Origin of the sequence: Microbacterium sp. NPDC007973, assembly GCF_042958465.1 — a bacterium.
Lineage (GTDB): Bacteria > Actinomycetota > Actinomycetes > Actinomycetales > Microbacteriaceae > Microbacterium > Microbacterium galbum.
In genome coordinates, this window is the sequence record NZ_JBIBJJ010000003.1 from 625,112 (window position 1) to 640,351 (window position 15,240).

The 15,240-nt window shown below is 71.8% G+C and carries 16 protein-coding genes and 1 tRNA gene; 10 read left to right on the forward strand and 7 right to left on the reverse strand.

The annotated features are described in order from the left end of the window. Nucleotides 1-7: 7 nt before the first annotated feature. Genes ACFZA2_RS12010 through ACFZA2_RS12020 form a run of 3 tightly spaced genes read right to left on the reverse strand, consistent with a single transcriptional unit; the run spans nt 8 to nt 4,345 of the window. Entirely contained in the window at nt 8-1,468 is a 1,461-nt protein-coding gene (locus tag ACFZA2_RS12010) for a CDP-glycerol glycerophosphotransferase family protein (RefSeq protein WP_391404901.1), read from the reverse strand. Further along, complete coding sequence (locus ACFZA2_RS12015) at nt 1,465-2,715, reverse strand: CDP-glycerol glycerophosphotransferase family protein (protein ID WP_391404904.1); 1,251 nt, start codon at nt 2,713-2,715, stop codon at nt 1,465-1,467. Before ACFZA2_RS12015 ends, ACFZA2_RS12010 begins: the two co-directional genes overlap by 4 nt. Before the next feature lie 40 nt (nt 2,716-2,755). Further along, on the reverse strand, nt 2,756-4,345 hold the full coding sequence (locus ACFZA2_RS12020) for a S1C family serine protease (RefSeq protein WP_391404907.1): 1,590 nt from the start codon (nt 4,343-4,345) through the stop codon (nt 2,756-2,758). Between the two features lie 200 nt (nt 4,346-4,545). Between ACFZA2_RS12020 and ACFZA2_RS12025 the strand changes: the two genes are divergently transcribed. Further along, nucleotides 4,546-5,751 (forward strand): aminotransferase class I/II-fold pyridoxal phosphate-dependent enzyme, encoded by a 1,206-nt coding sequence (locus ACFZA2_RS12025; RefSeq protein WP_391404910.1) that lies wholly within the window; start codon nt 4,546-4,548, stop codon nt 5,749-5,751. Between the two features lie 6 nt (nt 5,752-5,757). On the opposite strand, the gene ACFZA2_RS12030 is transcribed toward ACFZA2_RS12025, so the two are convergent. The 3 genes from ACFZA2_RS12030 to ACFZA2_RS12040 form a co-directional block, all read right to left on the reverse strand. Beyond that, nucleotides 5,758-6,180, reverse strand: coding sequence for a nuclear transport factor 2 family protein (locus ACFZA2_RS12030; protein WP_391404913.1), 423 nt, complete (start codon nt 6,178-6,180; stop codon nt 5,758-5,760). A gap of 104 nt (nt 6,181-6,284) precedes the next feature. After that, the gene (locus ACFZA2_RS12035) at nt 6,285-7,091 is read right to left on the reverse strand and encodes a carbon-nitrogen hydrolase family protein (RefSeq protein ID WP_391404916.1); all 807 of its coding nucleotides are present in this window, start codon (nt 7,089-7,091) and stop codon (nt 6,285-6,287) included. Next, nucleotides 7,088-7,585 carry a DUF6328 family protein gene (locus tag ACFZA2_RS12040; protein WP_391404919.1) on the reverse strand — a complete coding sequence of 166 codons (498 nt, stop codon included), beginning with the start codon at nt 7,583-7,585 and terminating at the stop codon, nt 7,088-7,090. Before ACFZA2_RS12040 ends, ACFZA2_RS12035 begins: the two co-directional genes overlap by 4 nt. An 83-nt stretch (nt 7,586-7,668) precedes the next feature. Here ACFZA2_RS12040 and ACFZA2_RS12045 point away from each other — a divergent pair. From ACFZA2_RS12045 to ACFZA2_RS12065, 5 genes are all read left to right on the forward strand, one after another. Beyond that, a tRNA-Met gene (locus tag ACFZA2_RS12045) sits at nt 7,669-7,742 on the forward strand. Nucleotides 7,743-7,995: 253 nt separating this feature from the next. Then, nucleotides 7,996-8,358: a hypothetical protein gene (locus ACFZA2_RS12050; RefSeq protein WP_391404922.1), complete on the forward strand. Its 363-nt coding sequence runs from the start codon at nt 7,996-7,998 to the stop codon at nt 8,356-8,358. 9 nt (nt 8,359-8,367) lie between these two features. After that, nucleotides 8,368-8,856, forward strand: a complete 489-nt coding sequence (locus ACFZA2_RS12055; RefSeq protein WP_391404925.1) for a hypothetical protein — start codon at nt 8,368-8,370, stop codon at nt 8,854-8,856. 51 nt (nt 8,857-8,907) lie between these two features. Further along, nucleotides 8,908-9,828 (forward strand): SMP-30/gluconolactonase/LRE family protein, encoded by a 921-nt coding sequence (locus ACFZA2_RS12060; RefSeq protein ID WP_391404928.1) that lies wholly within the window; start codon nt 8,908-8,910, stop codon nt 9,826-9,828. Continuing rightward, nucleotides 9,825-10,484, forward strand: coding sequence for a formylglycine-generating enzyme family protein (locus tag ACFZA2_RS12065; protein WP_391404931.1), 660 nt, complete (start codon nt 9,825-9,827; stop codon nt 10,482-10,484). The genes ACFZA2_RS12060 and ACFZA2_RS12065 overlap by 4 nt, the downstream gene beginning before the upstream one ends. 177 nt (nt 10,485-10,661) lie before the next feature. Here ACFZA2_RS12065 and ACFZA2_RS12070 read toward each other — a convergent pair whose 3' ends face one another. Next, nucleotides 10,662-11,093: a MarR family winged helix-turn-helix transcriptional regulator gene (locus ACFZA2_RS12070; protein ID WP_391404934.1), complete on the reverse strand. Its 432-nt coding sequence runs from the start codon at nt 11,091-11,093 to the stop codon at nt 10,662-10,664. 111 nt (nt 11,094-11,204) lie between these two features. Here ACFZA2_RS12070 and idi point away from each other — a divergent pair, with 111 nt between their 5' ends. From idi to crtI, 4 genes are read left to right on the forward strand one after another with little or no spacing between them, the layout of a single operon-like run. Beyond that, on the forward strand, nt 11,205-11,756 hold the full coding sequence (gene idi / locus ACFZA2_RS12075) for an isopentenyl-diphosphate Delta-isomerase (RefSeq protein WP_391404937.1): 552 nt from the start codon (nt 11,205-11,207) through the stop codon (nt 11,754-11,756). Beyond that, nucleotides 11,753-12,820: a polyprenyl synthetase family protein gene (locus tag ACFZA2_RS12080; RefSeq protein ID WP_391404940.1), complete on the forward strand. Its 1,068-nt coding sequence runs from the start codon at nt 11,753-11,755 to the stop codon at nt 12,818-12,820. The genes idi and ACFZA2_RS12080 overlap by 4 nt, the downstream gene beginning before the upstream one ends. Next, the gene (locus ACFZA2_RS12085) at nt 12,817-13,686 is read left to right on the forward strand and encodes a phytoene/squalene synthase family protein (protein ID WP_391404944.1); all 870 of its coding nucleotides are present in this window, start codon (nt 12,817-12,819) and stop codon (nt 13,684-13,686) included. The genes ACFZA2_RS12080 and ACFZA2_RS12085 overlap by 4 nt, the downstream gene beginning before the upstream one ends. After that, nucleotides 13,683-15,239 (forward strand): phytoene desaturase family protein, encoded by a 1,557-nt coding sequence (crtI, locus tag ACFZA2_RS12090; protein ID WP_391404947.1) that lies wholly within the window; start codon nt 13,683-13,685, stop codon nt 15,237-15,239. Before ACFZA2_RS12085 ends, crtI begins: the two co-directional genes overlap by 4 nt. Nucleotide 15,240 lies beyond the last annotated feature (1 nt).

Consider the following 15,240-nt stretch of genomic DNA (forward strand, 5'->3'; position numbering starts at 1 on the left):
GCGCACGTCAGCCGCGGTCGACGAATCCCTGATCGAGGATCCGCGCCACGACGCGCTCGGCGGCGCGACCGTCATCGCGCGGCACGAAGAGGGCTCTCCACCGGGCGTACCGCTCGGCGAAGATCGATGGATCCACATCGTTCAACGCCCGCTCCAGGTCGCGCTGCGTGCGCACCACGGGTCCCGGAGCCAGGTCGAGCAGATCGAAGTAGAACCCGCGCATCTCGCCCCGGTAGCGCTCGAGGTCGGGGACGAGGAAATACAGGGGCTTGCCCGTGACGGCGAAATCGAACATCACCGACGAGTAATCCGTGACGAGGGCGTCCGCGGCGGCGAGCAGGCGCGACGTATCGGGGTAGCCGGTGACGTCGATGACCCGGGGACCATCGAGGTCGGCACCCGGCTGCAGCGTGCGCGTGTGCCCGCGCACGAGCACGACGGCGTCGGCCGCCCGCGCGAGAGCGGACGGATCGACGAAGTCGACGATGCGCTCTCGATCGTCGCGCCAGGTCGGGGCGTACAGCAGCACGCGCTCCTCGGGATGGATGCCGAGGCGTCGCCGCGTCTCGCGCCCGTCGTCGCTCTGCAGGGCGTCATCGCGCGGGTATCCCTCGACCCAGACCGGCCGGCCCAGGAACGCGTAGGCCTTGCTCAGCACCCGCGCGGCATACGGGCTCTGTGCCAGCAGGACGTCCCAACGCCGACTCTCCCGCACCACGGCGAGCGCGCGACGCGGATCGAAGCCCGGGCGATGCAGGGCGAGCCGCTTGAGCGGGGTCCCGTGCCACGTCTGCAGCACGCGCTGTCCGCGACGACGCACGAACCGCCGACGGAGCCAGTCGTTCACCACGAGCAGACGCGCGACTCCGCGGGCCCGCCACCAGTCGGGACTGCCCTCGACGACCGCGACCGCCCCGTCGGGGACCTCGACCGACAGATCGACGACGCTCCAGTACCGCGTCACCCCCGGGGCGACGCGCGCGAGCTCACGGTCGATCGCGAGCGGGTTGCACCCGGCGGTGCGGCCGTAGAAGCTCTCGAAGAACACCGCGTTCTCGAGCGGCTCCCGCTGCCCCGTGGCGTAGCGCCGTTCGATCGCGGCGCGCCCCTCCCCCGACCGGTACACCGGGTCGATGGGGGCCGAGATGGTCACCACCCCGGCGTCGAGCGCGGCACGCAGGCCCACGAGGCCGGTCTCGGCGATCGACGACGCCGACGGGTCGGCATCCGTCGCCTCCCCTGGCTCGATGCGCAGACGGTAGCGCCCGGAGGGCAGAGGCAGATCGGCACCGCCCCATCGCGACACGTGCAGCGGGACGACGGCACGCCAGGTGCGTCCGCGGCCGTGCAGGCGGCCGTACGAGCGCGCCCGCGCTCCCTCGAGCACGACGGATGCCGGGCGCGCACCTTCTCCGCTGAGCTCGAGCGCGGGCATCCCGGCGTCGTCGAACAGGCGAGCGTCGGTCATGGGCGGTCGTCCTTCCGAGAGGGGGCGGGGCGCAGCCGTGCGCGGACGGCCCGGTACACGCGCTCGGCGTTGCGGCCGTCGCGATGGGCGTGCACGCGCGCGCTGCGCTCGCGCGAGGCGGCGAGCGCCGCCGTCGGGTCGGCGAGCACGGCGTCGAGCTGCGTGAGGGCCTCACCCCACGAGCGGGCCGGATCCGTTCCGGCCACGTCGGCGTAGCGGCCGTAGAGACCGCGCCGCGCGGTGTACGCCTCGAGGTCGGGGGCGAAGAACACCACCGGCAGCGGGACGAGCGAGGCGTCGAAGGCGAGCGAGGAGTAGTCGGTGAGGAGGGCGTCGAGTCCGGGCAGCAGCGGCGTGACGTCGGCGACGCGGTCGCTGCCGAGGTCGGCGATGCGGTCCGTGTCCCGCGGAGGGCGGTAATCGCCCGCGCCGAGGGGGTGAGAGCGGACCAGGAGCAGAGCGTCGGCGGCATCGAGCGTCGCGCCGATGCGCTCCCACTCCCCCACGTCGGGCACCGCCGGGTCGGGCTCTCCATCGCGCCACGTGGGCGCGTAGAGCACCACGCGGCGCTCGCCCAGCGGCATCCCGAGCAGGTGCGCGAGCCGCTCGCGCGCCACCCGGCGTCGCGACTCGGCATCGCCGGCCGACAGCACGTCGACCCGCGGCTCACCGGTGACCGGCACCCGCTCGTCGATGAGCGAGAAGGCGCTCTCGAGACGCCCGCGCACCAGGTGCGAGGCCGCCGGCAGGAGCGAGATGCGCCGGGTGGCACGCCGGTACAGCGTCCGCAGCACCGGCGAGAGCACCCCGGGAAGCACGGGGCTGCGGGTGGTCTCCGCCGAGTCGAGGCCGATGCGCTTGAGCGGGATCCCGTGCCACAGCTGCACGATCACGGCCCCCGTGGTGGCGTAGCGCTGCACGTCGCCGAAGCCGTGCGTCACGACGATCACGCGGGCCCTCGCGGTGCGCCAGAATCCCGCCGCGCTGTCGCGCCGCACCCACCGGATGCCGAGGCGCTCCGCCTCGCGGGCCTGATCGGCGTCGGCGACGAGCCAGGTCGTCTGCTCCCCGTGGGCGGCGGCGACGGCGTGGAGGGCGAGCGCTCCGTCGGCGACTCCGACCGCGCACCCGAACACCCACTCGCCGCGGGAGCGCGGCACGACGGCGGTGACGAGACGACCGCCGACGTACAGGGGGATGCGGCGGAGTTTCCGGGCGTTCCCCGCACCGAACGAGAAAGACGCCACCCCGCGAGCCTATCGCGGGGTGGCGTCTCGTCTTCCGGGCTCAGCCCTGGGTCATCGTCCCCAGGGTGACCTCGGCGGTCTTCTCCTGACCGTTGCGGAGGTAGGTGACCTCCGCCTTCGCGCCGGACGCGAGAGCGCGCACCTGGGCGGTGAGGTCGATCGAGTTCGTCACGGGGATGCCGTTGAATTTCGTGATGATGTCGCCCTTCGTCAGGCCCGCGGCCTGCGCCGCACCGCCCGAGACGGCCTCGGCCACGTACGCGCCGGTCGTCGTGGCACCCTGGATGCCACTGGCATCCTGCACCGACGCGCCCAGCAGACCGTGGGTCGCGGAGCCGTTGTCGATGATCTCCTCGGAGATGCGCTTGGCGATGTCGGAGGGGATCGAGAAGCCCACGCCGATGTTGCCCGACTGAGTGCCCGACGCCGACGATCCGCCGGCGCTCGCGATGGCGACGTTGATGCCGATCAGCTTGCCCTCGTCGTCGACCAGCGCACCGCCGGAGTTGCCGGGGTTGATGGCCGCGTCGGTCTGGATCACGGCGATCTTGATCGTCGAGGTGGCCGACTGCGACTGCTGCCCCTGGCCGAAGTCGAAGCGGAACGGGCTCTCCTGTCCCGGCTCGCTCTGCTGCGAGTCGGATCCGTCGGAGGGGGCGGCCGACGACGCGACCTGGATCGACCGGTTCAGCGCGCTGACGATGCCGGTGGTCACCGTGTTCGACAGTCCCAGCGGAGCACCGATCGCGGTGGTCGAGTCGCCCACGTTGAGCTTCGAGGAGTCGCCCCACTCGACGGGGGTGAGACCCGAGGCGTCGGTCAGCTTGATGACCGCGAGGTCGTAGGTGGGGTCGGTGCCGACCACGGTGGCCGCGTAGACGCGTCCGTCGGAGGTGGTCACCGAGAGCTTCGCGTCGCCGGTCTGACCGTCGAGCGTGACGACGTGCGTGTTGGTGAGCACGTAGCCGTCGGCGCTCAGGATGACGCCCGAGCCCGTCCCGCCGGCCGAGGTACCGGTCGCGCTGATGGTGACGACGCTCGGCACGACCTTGGAGGCCACGGCGGCGGTGTCGTTGACGTTGTTGGGATCGTTCACCGTGATCGCGGTGGGCCCCGACACGGTGGAGGCGTCGGAGCCGCCCCAGAGGTTGACGCCGGCGTACGCGCCACCCAGCCCCGCACCACCGCCGACGAGGGCGGCGGCGACGAGGAGGGCCGCGATGCGCGGCGCCGAGCTCTTCTTGCGGGGGGCGGCGGGGGCCGGGTCGTGCAGCGTCAGCGTGGGGTGGGCGTCGGTGGCGGCGGGGCCGAAGGCCTGGCCGGTGGGGGCCGTGGCGCCCGAGGGGGCGGAGGCGTATCCGCCGTGCGCGGGCTGCGCTCCCGGGTGGGCGGGGATGCCGGACTGGGCGCTGCCCGCGGCGGGCGGAGGCCACGCGGCCGCAGCGGCGGCGGGCGAGCGCGTCGGCATCGGGGGCACGTCGGCGCGCGGCGCGGCGGCGGCGGGCGCTGCCGGGGTCTGCACGGCGTCGGCGCCGGCGGGGGTGGGGGTGTGGTGCTGCGACGACGTGGGCGCCTCAGCGTTGTGGCTGTTGTCGTTACCCTCGGGACGGTTGTCCGTGGTGTCGCTCATGGGATGCTCCTTCTTCCAGGCGCTTCTACGATGACCGCGGATCCTGTGGGCCACCTATGACGAGCGTGAGTCGCCTCTATGGGTCTCGCAGCAAGCCACCGCGAGAGGTCGGGGGCGCCGAACGCCCCTCTCGAGGTGTAGCACGTCGCCCCGTGACGGCATTCCCGCTTGCGCTGCGCGCCGTGCGGCATCCTGGGAGGATGCAGCACATTCCCGGCGCCTGGCAGCGCACCGCCCGCGGCGCAGGACTCCTCGCCGCCGACGGATCCTCGGTCCCCACGATCTTCGCCGAGATGAGCGCGCTCGCCGCCTCCACCGGAGCCCTCAACCTGGGCCAGGGCTTCCCCGACGAAGACGGCCCCGAGGCCGTGCTCGACGCGGCCCGGAAGGCCATCGCCGACGGAGTGAACCAGTACGCCCCCGGACGCGGCTACCCCGACCTGCTCGCCGCGGTCGCCGAGCATCAGCGGCGTTTCTACGGCATCGAGCTCGACCCCGCCCGCGAGGTCCTCGTGACGGTGGGAGCCACCGAGGCGCTCGCCGCCACACTGCTGGCGCTCGTCGACGGGCCCGACGACGAGGTCGTGGTGTTCGAGCCCTACTACGACTCCTACGCCGCGTGCGTCGCCCTCGCGGGTGCGAAGCTCGTCACGGTGCCCCTGCAGTGGCCCGACTTCCAGCCCGACCTCGCGCAGCTGGCATCCGCGGTCACCGACCGCACGCGCGTGATCCTGGTCAACGATCCGCACAACCCCACCGGCACCGTGTTCACGCGCGAGGTGCTCGACGAGATCGTGCGCCTCGCGCATCGTCACGACGCGATCATCGTCACCGACGAGGTCTACGAGCACCTCGTCTTCGACGGCCCCCACGTGCCCCTCGCGACCCTGCCGGGGGCCGCCGAGCGCACCGTGTCGATCTCGTCGGCGGGCAAGACCTTCTCGCTCACGGGATGGAAGACCGGGTGGGTGACCGGGCCCGCCGACCTGGTGTCGGCGGTGCTGGCGGTCAAGCAGTTCCTCACCTACGTCGGCGGGTCGCCGTTCCAGCCCGCGATCGCGGTGGGTCTGCGCCTGCCCGACGCCTTCTTCGCCTCCGTCGCCTCCGAGATGGCCGCCAAAGCCGCGCTGCTGGGCACCGGCCTGCGCGCGGCGGGGTTCGAGGTGTCCGCCCCGGGCGGCTCCTACTTCACGGTGGTGGATGCCGCCCCGCTCGGCGCCACCGACGCCGACACGTTCTGCCGCGAGCTGCCCGCCCGCGCGGGTGTCGTCGGCATCCCGCTCACGGCCTTCGTCTCGCCCGCGCACCGCGATCGCTACGCCACGCTCGTGCGGTTCGCGGCGTGCAAGCGGGTGGAGGTGCTCGCCGACGCGGCGGAACGACTCGCCGGCATGCGGCGCGACTGACCTCCCTCAGACGCGCGCGATCGGGCGACCCGTCCCCTCCTCCTCGCTCGATGTCGCCCGCAGCAGCGCGATGCGCCCGTCGACGACGTCGTATACGCCGAGGCTCGACGAGTGCACGCGCTCGCCGTCGAAGCCCCGCATCGACCACGCGGTCCTCACGACCAGCGATGCTCCCTCGAGATGACTTCCGGTCGCCTCTACCGAGACCTCGCGCGAGATGATCTCGGCCAACCAGGCACGGATCTCGATGCTCCCCACCGCGAGCGTCCGGCCGCCGCAGGCCCGGCCGTCGGCGTACCGCACCCGGATGATGCGCGCTCCGTCGGCGAATGCCCGAGCGGCGGTCTCGAGGTCGCCGTCCGTGATCGCCGCCAGCAGGCGTCGCACCGGCTCGATCGGGGTCGGAGGGGTGTGCAGGTCTGCGGTCATGTCGGAGAGGGTAGACAGCCGGCGCACACCGCTGCGCCGAGACCGGCGGCCGCACACCGGGTGATCCGTGCGGACCAGGCGTGCCGCAACGGTCGGCCGTACGGTCAGCGCGGCGTGACGCGGAACCGGCGCAGCGCCAGTGCGGGATTCACGCGGCGCACGCGGGCGATGGCATCCGGGTCGATGTGGGCGACCGCGACGTCGGTGGACGTGCCGATCTGCGCCATCGCGACCCCCTGCGGGTCGACGATCATCGAGTGCCCCACGCCCAGCGGCGGAGAGTGGTCGGCCGCGGCGACGAAGAAGGTGTTCTCGATCGCCCGCGCCTGCACGAGGGTGCGCCAGTGATGCTCCTTGAGTGGCCCCCGGACCCACTCGGCGGGGACCAGTGCCACGTCGACCGCGGCATCGGCCAGCGTGCGGGCCACCTCCGGGAAGCGCAGGTCGTAACAGGTCATGAGCCCGAACCGCAGCCCCGCGGTCTCGAACGTCTGGGGCGGCGCGATCTCGCCCGGCTCCACCCAGTCGGACTCCCGTTGCCCGAAGGCGTCGTAGAGGTGCAACTTTCGGTACACCGCCCGGATGCCGTCGCCCGCCACCGCGACGACCGTGTTGCGCACGCGCCGGCCGTCGTCGGCGCGCTCGAGCAGCCCCGCGACCATTACGACGTCGAGCTCGGCGGCGAGCGCGGTGAGGGCCCGAACGAAAGGCCCGTCGAGATCTTCCGCGTTCTCGGCGAGCGACGCGTCGAACGGGTCGACGAAGTAGCTGGAGTATTCGGGGAACACCACCACACGGGCCCCGCGCGCGGCGGCCGTGCGTGTGGCATCCGCGATGTGGGCGAGGTTGGCCTCACGCGACGCCGCGGGCGCGAACTGCGCCACCGCGACGCCGACAGTCTCGTGGCTCATCGTGCGGTTCCCCTCCCCCGGCGTCGGACGGACACCGGCACCACGACCCACAGTACGAGGATCACCAGTCCGAGGACGACCCCGGCCGTCACGGCCGCACTCAGGCTCACGACGACGTCGAAGACGAACACCACCACACCCACCAGCAGAAGGGACACCAGGGCCAGGGCGCCGCGGAGCGCGTTGTGTCCGAACCCCACGAGCGACGGTTTGACCTGCAGATGGAACACCGCCCGGTGCAGGGCGACCGGCGCCAACGCGACCACGGCGCTGAGGGCCGCGAGGCAGATGAGCACGAGGTAGAACGTGCGCTGCGTCGGCGACAGATCGGCGAACGACGACTGGAAGGCGAGCGCCAGGAGGAAGCCGGTCAGGATCTGCGTACCCGTCTGCAGCACGCGCAGCTCCTGCAGGATCTCGCTCCAGTTGCGGTCGGCGCGCTGCGCGGGGCTCTCCGGGCGTCCGTCGGCGAAATCGTCGAAAGTGTTGCTCACCAGCCCATCTTGACGCGACACTCCCGGGAGGTACGTCCGGATTTGCCATGTCGTTCATCTCGGCGTAATGTTTTCTCTTGTGCCGCGGGGTGGAGCAGCTCGGTAGCTCGCTGGGCTCATAACCCAGAGGTCGCAGGTTCAAATCCTGTCCCCGCAACAAGAAGAAGGCCCCGGATCGCGAGATCCGGGGCCTTCTGCCTTTCCCCCGCTGTCGTTTCCCGGGGCACCGAGTGCATCCCCCGATCTCTCGCCGGGCGCCTGGCCGCCTCGACCTCCGCGGAGGTCGGTGTGTTGTGCATCGGATTCACCCGGGGAATACTGGGGGAATTGATTGATTTCGCTCAACGATGTGTGAAGATCCGACAGGTCACCGCGGCTCCCGTCGCGGCCCCCCTCGAAAGAAGGCACTCGTGAGACGTACGTTCACGCGCGGCGTGCTGGCGCTGGCGCTGGCGACCTGCTTCGCGGTGGGCGGCTCGGCCGGCGCCGGAGCCGCCTCGGCATCCGCCGACACGTCCGCGTCCGCCGCGGCAATCGTGACGACGCCGCGATCGACCATCGACGGGTCGGACATCGCGCCCTCGCCGACCGCGCACGCCCTGCGGTCCACGGGTCTCGACGCGTCCACCCTGCTGAGCTTCTGGGTGGGCGGAGGCGCGTTGGCGCTCGCGTCGGCCGCCGTCCTGGTCACCGTCAAGGTCCGGCAGGCGCGCAAGGAGACGGCCGCGGCGAACACGTCAAGCGGGATCGGCGCGCCTCCGCCGCGCGGTTGACTCGCTGTCATGCACACCACCACGACCGCGCCGCTCGACACCGACGGCCGCGACGCCTCTACTCCGCCGTCACTGCCCTTCGTCCACATGTGGACAGATGTCGACGGCCGCAGCCGGCTCGATGAGTCGATGCTCCGCGGCTTCGGGCTGCAGAGCGTGGGCGGCGGCGCCGATCCGCAATGGATGCGGCCGTTCCCCGGCGAGGTGTCCGCCGTGCTCTTCGCGGCGCTGCCGGTGGGATGGGTGGGGCAGTGGCATCCCTCCCCGCATCCGCAGTGGGTGATCCCCCTGCGCGGGCGCTGGTTCCTCGAGACGCAGGACGGCTCGCGCGTCGAGATGGGCCCCGGAGACATCCACTTCGGGCAGGACACCGAGACCGCCGAGATCGACGGGACGACGGGGCATCTCTCCGGCACCGTCGGCGACGAACCGTGCCTGCAGGTGCTGATTCAGTTCGCCGCGTCGCCCGCCGCCCCCACGCCCCACCCCTTCGGCTGAGCCGGCGTCAACCCGCCTGCACGCCACCGGGTCACGGGGTTGACTGAACTCATGCCCCAGATCCCCATCGACGGACGTGTCCTGCAACCGCCGCGCGAGCCTCGCGTCGTCGACGTGGCTCCCCCGCGGGTGTGGGACGACCGCCTCGCCGCCGTGCTGCCGGCATCCTCCCGCCTGCTCTCGCTCTACGACGACGCGACCTGGGCCGAGGGGCCGGTGTGGTGGCCGGCCGAGAACGCGCTCGTCTTCAGCGACGTGATCGGGCGGCGCACGCTCGCTCGGTACGAGGACGGCCGCATCGTCACGGTGCGCGACCGCAGCGACTTCGCCAACGGCAACGCGTTCGATGCGCACGGACGCCTCGTGCAGGCCGAGCACGGCCGCCGCGGGATCAGTCGCACCGACGCCGAGGGCACCCGTCTGCTCGTCGACGCCTACGAGGGAGCTCCCCTGAACTCCCCGAACGACCTGGTCGTGGCCTCGGACGGGGCGATCTGGTTCACCGACCCCACCTACGGCATCTCCGACCCGCGCGAGGGCTACCCCGCCGAGCCCGCTCTCTCGCACCGGAGCGTCTACCGATGGCACGACGAGACGGGCCTCGAGCGCATGATCGACCTCGACGAGCCGAACGGCCTCGCCTTCAGCCGCGACGAGCGCACGCTGTACATCGCCGAGTCCGACGCCACCGCCCTCCCCCGCGTCGTCGCCTGCGCGTGGGACGGGGAGACCCTCGGCCCCCCGCGCACCTTCGCGACGGTGGACGCCGGCATCCCCGACGGACTCGTCGTCGACAGCCGCGACTGGCTCTGGATCTCGAGCGAAGCGGGTGTGGTCATCGTCGACGAGGAGGGTCGGCGGCTCGGGATGATCCCCACGCCCCATGTCGTGAGCAACTGCACCTTCGACGCCGACGAGAAGCGTCTGTTCATCACGGGCGACAGCGACCTGTGGCTCGTGGAGCTGGCGTGACCGACGTCGAGATGGCGCGCATCCCCGCGGGTCGCGTGCTGCGCGGCGATCAGCGGGGCGCGGAGCGGCGCGAGATCGAGGTCGCCTCGTTCGAGATCGGCGTCTACCCCCTGACCGAGGAGCAGCTCGCCGAGCTCCTCGGCATCCCGTCACGGCATCCGCGTCGCCCGGCGACGCACCTCAGCTGGCTGCGGGCCATCCGCCTGTGCAACGCCCTCAGCGAATGGGAGGGGCTCGACCCCCTCTACTCCTTCGACGGCGAGGTGGTGACCGCGGATGCCGACGCCGACGGCTTCCGCCTGCCGACCGAGGACGAGTGGGAGTACGCGTGCCGCGCCGGCTCGACGGGCCGGGCCTACGGCCCCGTGAGGGAGGTCGCGTGGACCGCCGGCGACGGCCTGAGCGGCCCCGTCGACGTCGGAGCCCGGATGCCGAACCTCCACGGTCTGTTCGACACCCTCGGCAACGTGTGGGAGTGGTGCAGCGACCTGTACGACCCCGAAGGGGAGAGCGATGCGCGGGTGTTCCGCGGCGGTGGATGGTCGGACGCCCCCACGCTCGTGCGCGCCTCGGCGCGGCGCGGCGGGCGGCCGCGCGACGCGTTCGACGACGTCGGCGTGCGGGTGGCGCGCGGCCCGCTGCCCTCGCGCAGCTGAGACGCGGGGCACGGACCCTTCGACAGGCACAGGGTCCTCTGGCCCAGGTGCGCGAGACGCGGGGGCCGGACCCTTCGACAGGCTCAGGGCCCTCTGGCGCGGGTGGGTGAGGGCACGGCGGAGGTGGATGAGCCTGTCGAAGCCACCGGGCCCGCGAACGGCGGACAACGCGGCGCGTCAGTCGTCGGTCGAGATCGCCTCGGTCAGCTGGTCCATGAATGACACGACCGTCTCGAGCTGCGCGTCGTCGAACCCCGCCGCCATCTCGCGCATCGCGCCGAGATGGGCTCCGAAGTGCTGGAAGAACTCGCGCCGCGACTTGTCGGTGAGCACCACCACCCGTGCGCGCCCGTCCGAAGGGTGCGGGAGCCGCTCGAGATGCCCCGAGGCCACCAGACGGTCGATGAGTTTCGTCGTCGACGCCGTCGAGATGCGCAGATGGGCCGCGACGTCGTGGGGACTCACCATCTCTCCGCGCGTCTCGCGGATGGTCAGCATGCGCAGCGTCGCCAGGTCGCTGGCGTTCATCGCCATGTCGCCTTTCATCCCGCTGTGCATGCGATCGAGCGCGTCGCTGAGCGTCTGCACCGCGCGGAGGGTCTGGACCACCGCCGGCCTCGTAGCAGAGGTGGAAACGGTCTTGTCCACGGTGGACACCCCCTTTCGCGCTGGGTATAGTCGGGCTCACATCGCTAGCTAAACTAGCAAACGGGAGGCACGATGAGCGAGACCGAATATGTCGTCCTCCTGGACGACTTCGGCAACGAGATCGGCACGGCACCGAAAGCGAGCGTGCACGGCACCGATACGCAACTGCACCTCGCCTTCTCCTGCCATGTCGTGAACAGCCGGGGCGAGGTGCTGGTCACCCGCCGCGCGCTGAACAAGAAGACGTGGCCGGGTGTGTGGACGAACTCGTTCTGCGGCCACCCCGGTCCGGCCGAACCCGTGCTCTCGGCCGTGCATCGGCGTGCGGAATTCGAAGTGGGCCTCACGGTCCGCGACCTCGAGCTCGCCCTCCCCCTCTTCCGGTACCGCGCCGTCGACGCGAGCGGCATCGTCGAGCACGAGATCTGCCCCGTCTACGTCGCCCGCACCGACGACGACCCCCAGCCCAATCCCGACGAGGTCGCCGAGTACCGGTGGGTCGACCCGCTCGACCTCGCGGCATCCCTCGAGGCGACGCCGTGGGCTTTCAGCCCGTGGTTGGTCCTGCAGGCGCAGCAGCTTCACCTGTTCGAGTCTCCACCCGTGGTCCGGCGCGCGTCATGATCGCGCTCGACTCCACCCCCCTCGCCCGGCAGGGAATCGACGCCGCGATCGACGTCGCCCTCGAACGCCTCGATCGGCGGGTGGCTCCGCTCGGCGACGGCGCGCGCGCCCTGGCATCCTCGATCCGTCGTGCGGCCTCCGGGGGGAAGCGCTTCCGCCCACTGCTCGTCGTCGCGGCCTTCGAGACCCTGCACGGTCCCCCGATCGGCCGACCGGCGCTTTACGAGGTCGCCGCAGCCTTCGAGCTGCTGCACACGGCCTTCGTCGTGCACGACGACGTCATCGACCACGACGTCGAGCGCCGCGGCGTGCCCAACATCGGCGGCGAGTTCCGCCGACGCGGGCTCGAGAAGGGCGCGGATGCCGGTGGCGCGGCGCTCCTCGGGGACGCGGCCGCGATCCTCGCCGGAGACCTGCTGCTGCACGAGGCCGGGCGCATGATCGCGGTCGCCGAGATCCCGGCATCCCTCCGCGGAGAGCTGCTCCAGCTCGTCGACGACGCCGTGCTCGTCTCGGCCGCGGGAGAGCTCGCCGACGTCGAGAACGCCGTCTCGCCGGGCGACGTCGATCCCGAGACCGTCCTGCGCACCACGCACGACAAGACGGCCGTGTACTCGTTCTCGGCGCCCCTGCAGGCCGGGGCCGTGATGGCCGGGGCGGAGCGCTCCACCCAGTGGGCGCTCGAGCGCTTCGGCGAGCGGCTCGGACTCGCCTATCAACTGGTCGACGACCTCATCGGCGCCTTCGGCACGGCCGAGGCATCGGGGAAGGACGAGGGCTGCGACCTGCGCGAGGCGAAGAAGACGCACCTCATCACGCTCGCGCGCGAGAGCGCCGATTGGCCCGAGGTCAGCGCGGCGCTCGCGCAGGCGCACACCGGCCCGGTCGCCGTGCGTGCCGCCCAGAGCGCTCTCGCGAAGTCCGGCGCCCGTTCGCGGCTCGAGGTGCTCGTGTGCGAGACGCTGGACGAGGCGGTCGCGATCGTGGAGGCGTCGACGCTGCCGACCGAGTGCCGCCGGATGCTGATCGAGCTGGTCGAGGCCGTGCAGGAGCGCATTCCGTGAGCAACGCCCCCACGGGTCTCGAGTTGTATTCGCAGACGGCCGACGACGTCGCCGCCGCCGTCATCTCGCGCTACTCCACCTCGTTCGGCATCGCCGCGCGGCTGCTCGGCCCCCGCCCGCGACCGCACGTGCGCAACATCTACGCCCTCGTGCGCGTCGCCGACGAGATCGTCGACGGACCCGCGCACGATGCCGGGCTCTCGCCCGACCGCGAGCGCGCGGTCCTCGACGGGCTCGAAGCCGAGGTGGCGGAGGCCATCGCCACCGGCTTCAGCGCCAATCTCGTCGTGCACGCCTTCGCCCGCACGGCCCGCGAGTGCGGGATCGGCGACGACCTCATCGCCCCGTTCTTCGCGTCGATGCGCACCGATCTCGACACCGCCGCCCACGACGACCTCTCGCACGACGCCTACGTCTACGGCTCGGCCGAGGTCGTCGGGCTCATGTGCCTGCAGGTGTTCCTGAACGCCGGGATGTCGGCGCCCGCGCGCCCCGCCGCCGACCTCGTCGACGGAGCCCGGCGACTCGGGGCGGCGTTCCAGGACGTCAACTTCCTCCGCGACCTCGCCGACGACGCCGACCGTCTCGGCCGCGACTACCTCGACGGCGCGGCCGACGACGAGCGCCGGGTCGCCGTGCTCGACCGCATCGACGCCGACCTCGCCGCCGCGGCATCCGTCATCCCGCACCTTCCGCCGGACTGCCGCGCGGCCGTGACCTGTGCGCACGACCTCTTCGCGGAGCTGTCGCGCCGCCTCCGCCTCTCTCCCGCCGGCGCACCCCGCGTCCGCGTCCCCGACGGTGTCAAAGCCACCCTCGCCGCCCGCGCCCTCCTCGGGCGTCCTCCGAAAGGTTCACGCTCATGAGCGCCCAGCGCATCGTCGTCGTCGGTGGGGGCATCGCCGGACTCGGCACCGCAGCCCTCCTGGCCGACCGCGGCCACGACGTCCAGTTGTTCGAGGCGCGCGATGCGCTCGGCGGCCGCGCCGGGTCGTGGGAGAGCGACGGCTTCCGCTTCGACACCGGTCCGAGCTGGTACCTCATGCCCGAGGTGTTCGACCACTTCTTCCGGCTTCTCGGAACGAGCGCCGACGAGCAGCTCGATCTCGTGCGCCTCGACCCCGCCTACCGCGTCTACGGCCCTCCCGGAAAGGGCGAGCCGATCGACATCGTCTCGGGCCGCGAGGCCGTGCGCGCGCTGTTCGAGGAGCACGAGCCCGGCTCGGGCGACAACCTCGAGGCGTACCTCGACTCCGCGAAGGACGCCTACGAGCTGTCGACGTCGAAGTTCCTCTACGACCCGTACTCGTCGACCAAGGGGCTGCGCGACCCGGCGCTCGTGAAGCGGCTGCCCACCCTCATCCCGCTGCTCACCCGCACGTTGTGGAAGCGCATCACCGACTCGTTCACGAACACGCGCCTGCAGCAGATCCTCGCGTACCCCGCGGTGTTCCTCGGCGGATCGCCGTTCGAGGTGCCGAGCCTGTACCACCTGATGAGCCACCTCGACCTGGGCGACGGCGTGCTGTACCCCAAGGGCGGCATGACCGAGATCATCCGGGCGATCGAGAAGCTCGCCCGCGAGCGCGGCGTGCGCATCGAGACATCCTCTCCGGTGGATGCCATCATCACCGAGTCGGGGATCGCTCGCGGCGTGCGCCTGGCCGACGGGCGGGTCATCTCGGCGGATGCCGTGGTCTCGGGTGCCGACCTGCACCACACCGAGAACGACCTCCTCGAGGAGAAGGACCGCCAGTACCCCGAGAAGTGGTGGAAGGACAAGGTGCCCAGCCCCGGCGCGCTCCTGCTGCTGCTCGGGGTGAAGGGCGAGCTGCCGCAGCTCACGCACCACACCCTGCTCTTCACCGACGACTGGCACACGAACTTCGACGCCATCTTCGGCGCGGACAAGAAGATCCCCGACCCGGCGTCGATCTACATCTGCCGGCCCAGTGCATCGGACGACTCGGTGGCACCCGAGGGTCACGAGAACCTGTTCATCCTCGTGCCCGTGCCCGCCGACCCCGTCAGCGGACGCGGCGGCGTCGACCGGGCCGGAGACGAGCGGATCGAGCAGGCCGCCGACCGCGTGATCGCCCAGATCGCCGAGTGGACCGGCGTCCCCGACCTCGCCGAGCGGATCGTGGTGCGCAAGACCATCGCCCCCGAGGACTTCGCGCACGACCTCAAGGCGTGGCACGGCAACTCGCTCGGGCTCGCGCACACGCTGAACCAGAGCGCGATCTTCCGCCCGAAGAACCGCTCGCGAAAGGTCTCGAACCTCTATTACGCGGGGACCTCGGTGCTGCCCGGCATCGGTCTGCCCATGTGCCTGATCTCGGCCGAGCTGGTGGTCAAGCGCATGACGGGCGACAAGACCCCCGGCCCCCTGGCGGAACCCGCGCGCGCGGTGGTCTGAG

Coding starts and splice junctions, on each gene's coding strand:
- ACFZA2_RS12010 (WP_391404901.1), bottom strand. CDS start 1,468: ATGACCGACGCTCGCCTGTTCGACGACGCCGGGATGCCCGCGCTCGAG.
- ACFZA2_RS12020 (WP_391404907.1), bottom strand. CDS start 4,345: ATGAGCGACACCACGGACAACCGTCCCGAGGGTAACGACAACAGCCAC.
- ACFZA2_RS12025 (WP_391404910.1), top strand. CDS start 4,546: ATGCAGCACATTCCCGGCGCCTGGCAGCGCACCGCCCGCGGCGCAGGA.
- ACFZA2_RS12030 (WP_391404913.1), bottom strand. CDS start 6,180: ATGACCGCAGACCTGCACACCCCTCCGACCCCGATCGAGCCGGTGCGA.
- ACFZA2_RS12035 (WP_391404916.1), bottom strand. CDS start 7,091: ATGAGCCACGAGACTGTCGGCGTCGCGGTGGCGCAGTTCGCGCCCGCG.
- ACFZA2_RS12055 (WP_391404925.1), top strand. CDS start 8,368: ATGCACACCACCACGACCGCGCCGCTCGACACCGACGGCCGCGACGCC.
- ACFZA2_RS12060 (WP_391404928.1), top strand. CDS start 8,908: ATGCCCCAGATCCCCATCGACGGACGTGTCCTGCAACCGCCGCGCGAG.
- idi (WP_391404937.1), top strand. CDS start 11,205: ATGAGCGAGACCGAATATGTCGTCCTCCTGGACGACTTCGGCAACGAG.
- ACFZA2_RS12080 (WP_391404940.1), top strand. CDS start 11,753: ATGATCGCGCTCGACTCCACCCCCCTCGCCCGGCAGGGAATCGACGCC.
- crtI (WP_391404947.1), top strand. CDS start 13,683: ATGAGCGCCCAGCGCATCGTCGTCGTCGGTGGGGGCATCGCCGGACTC.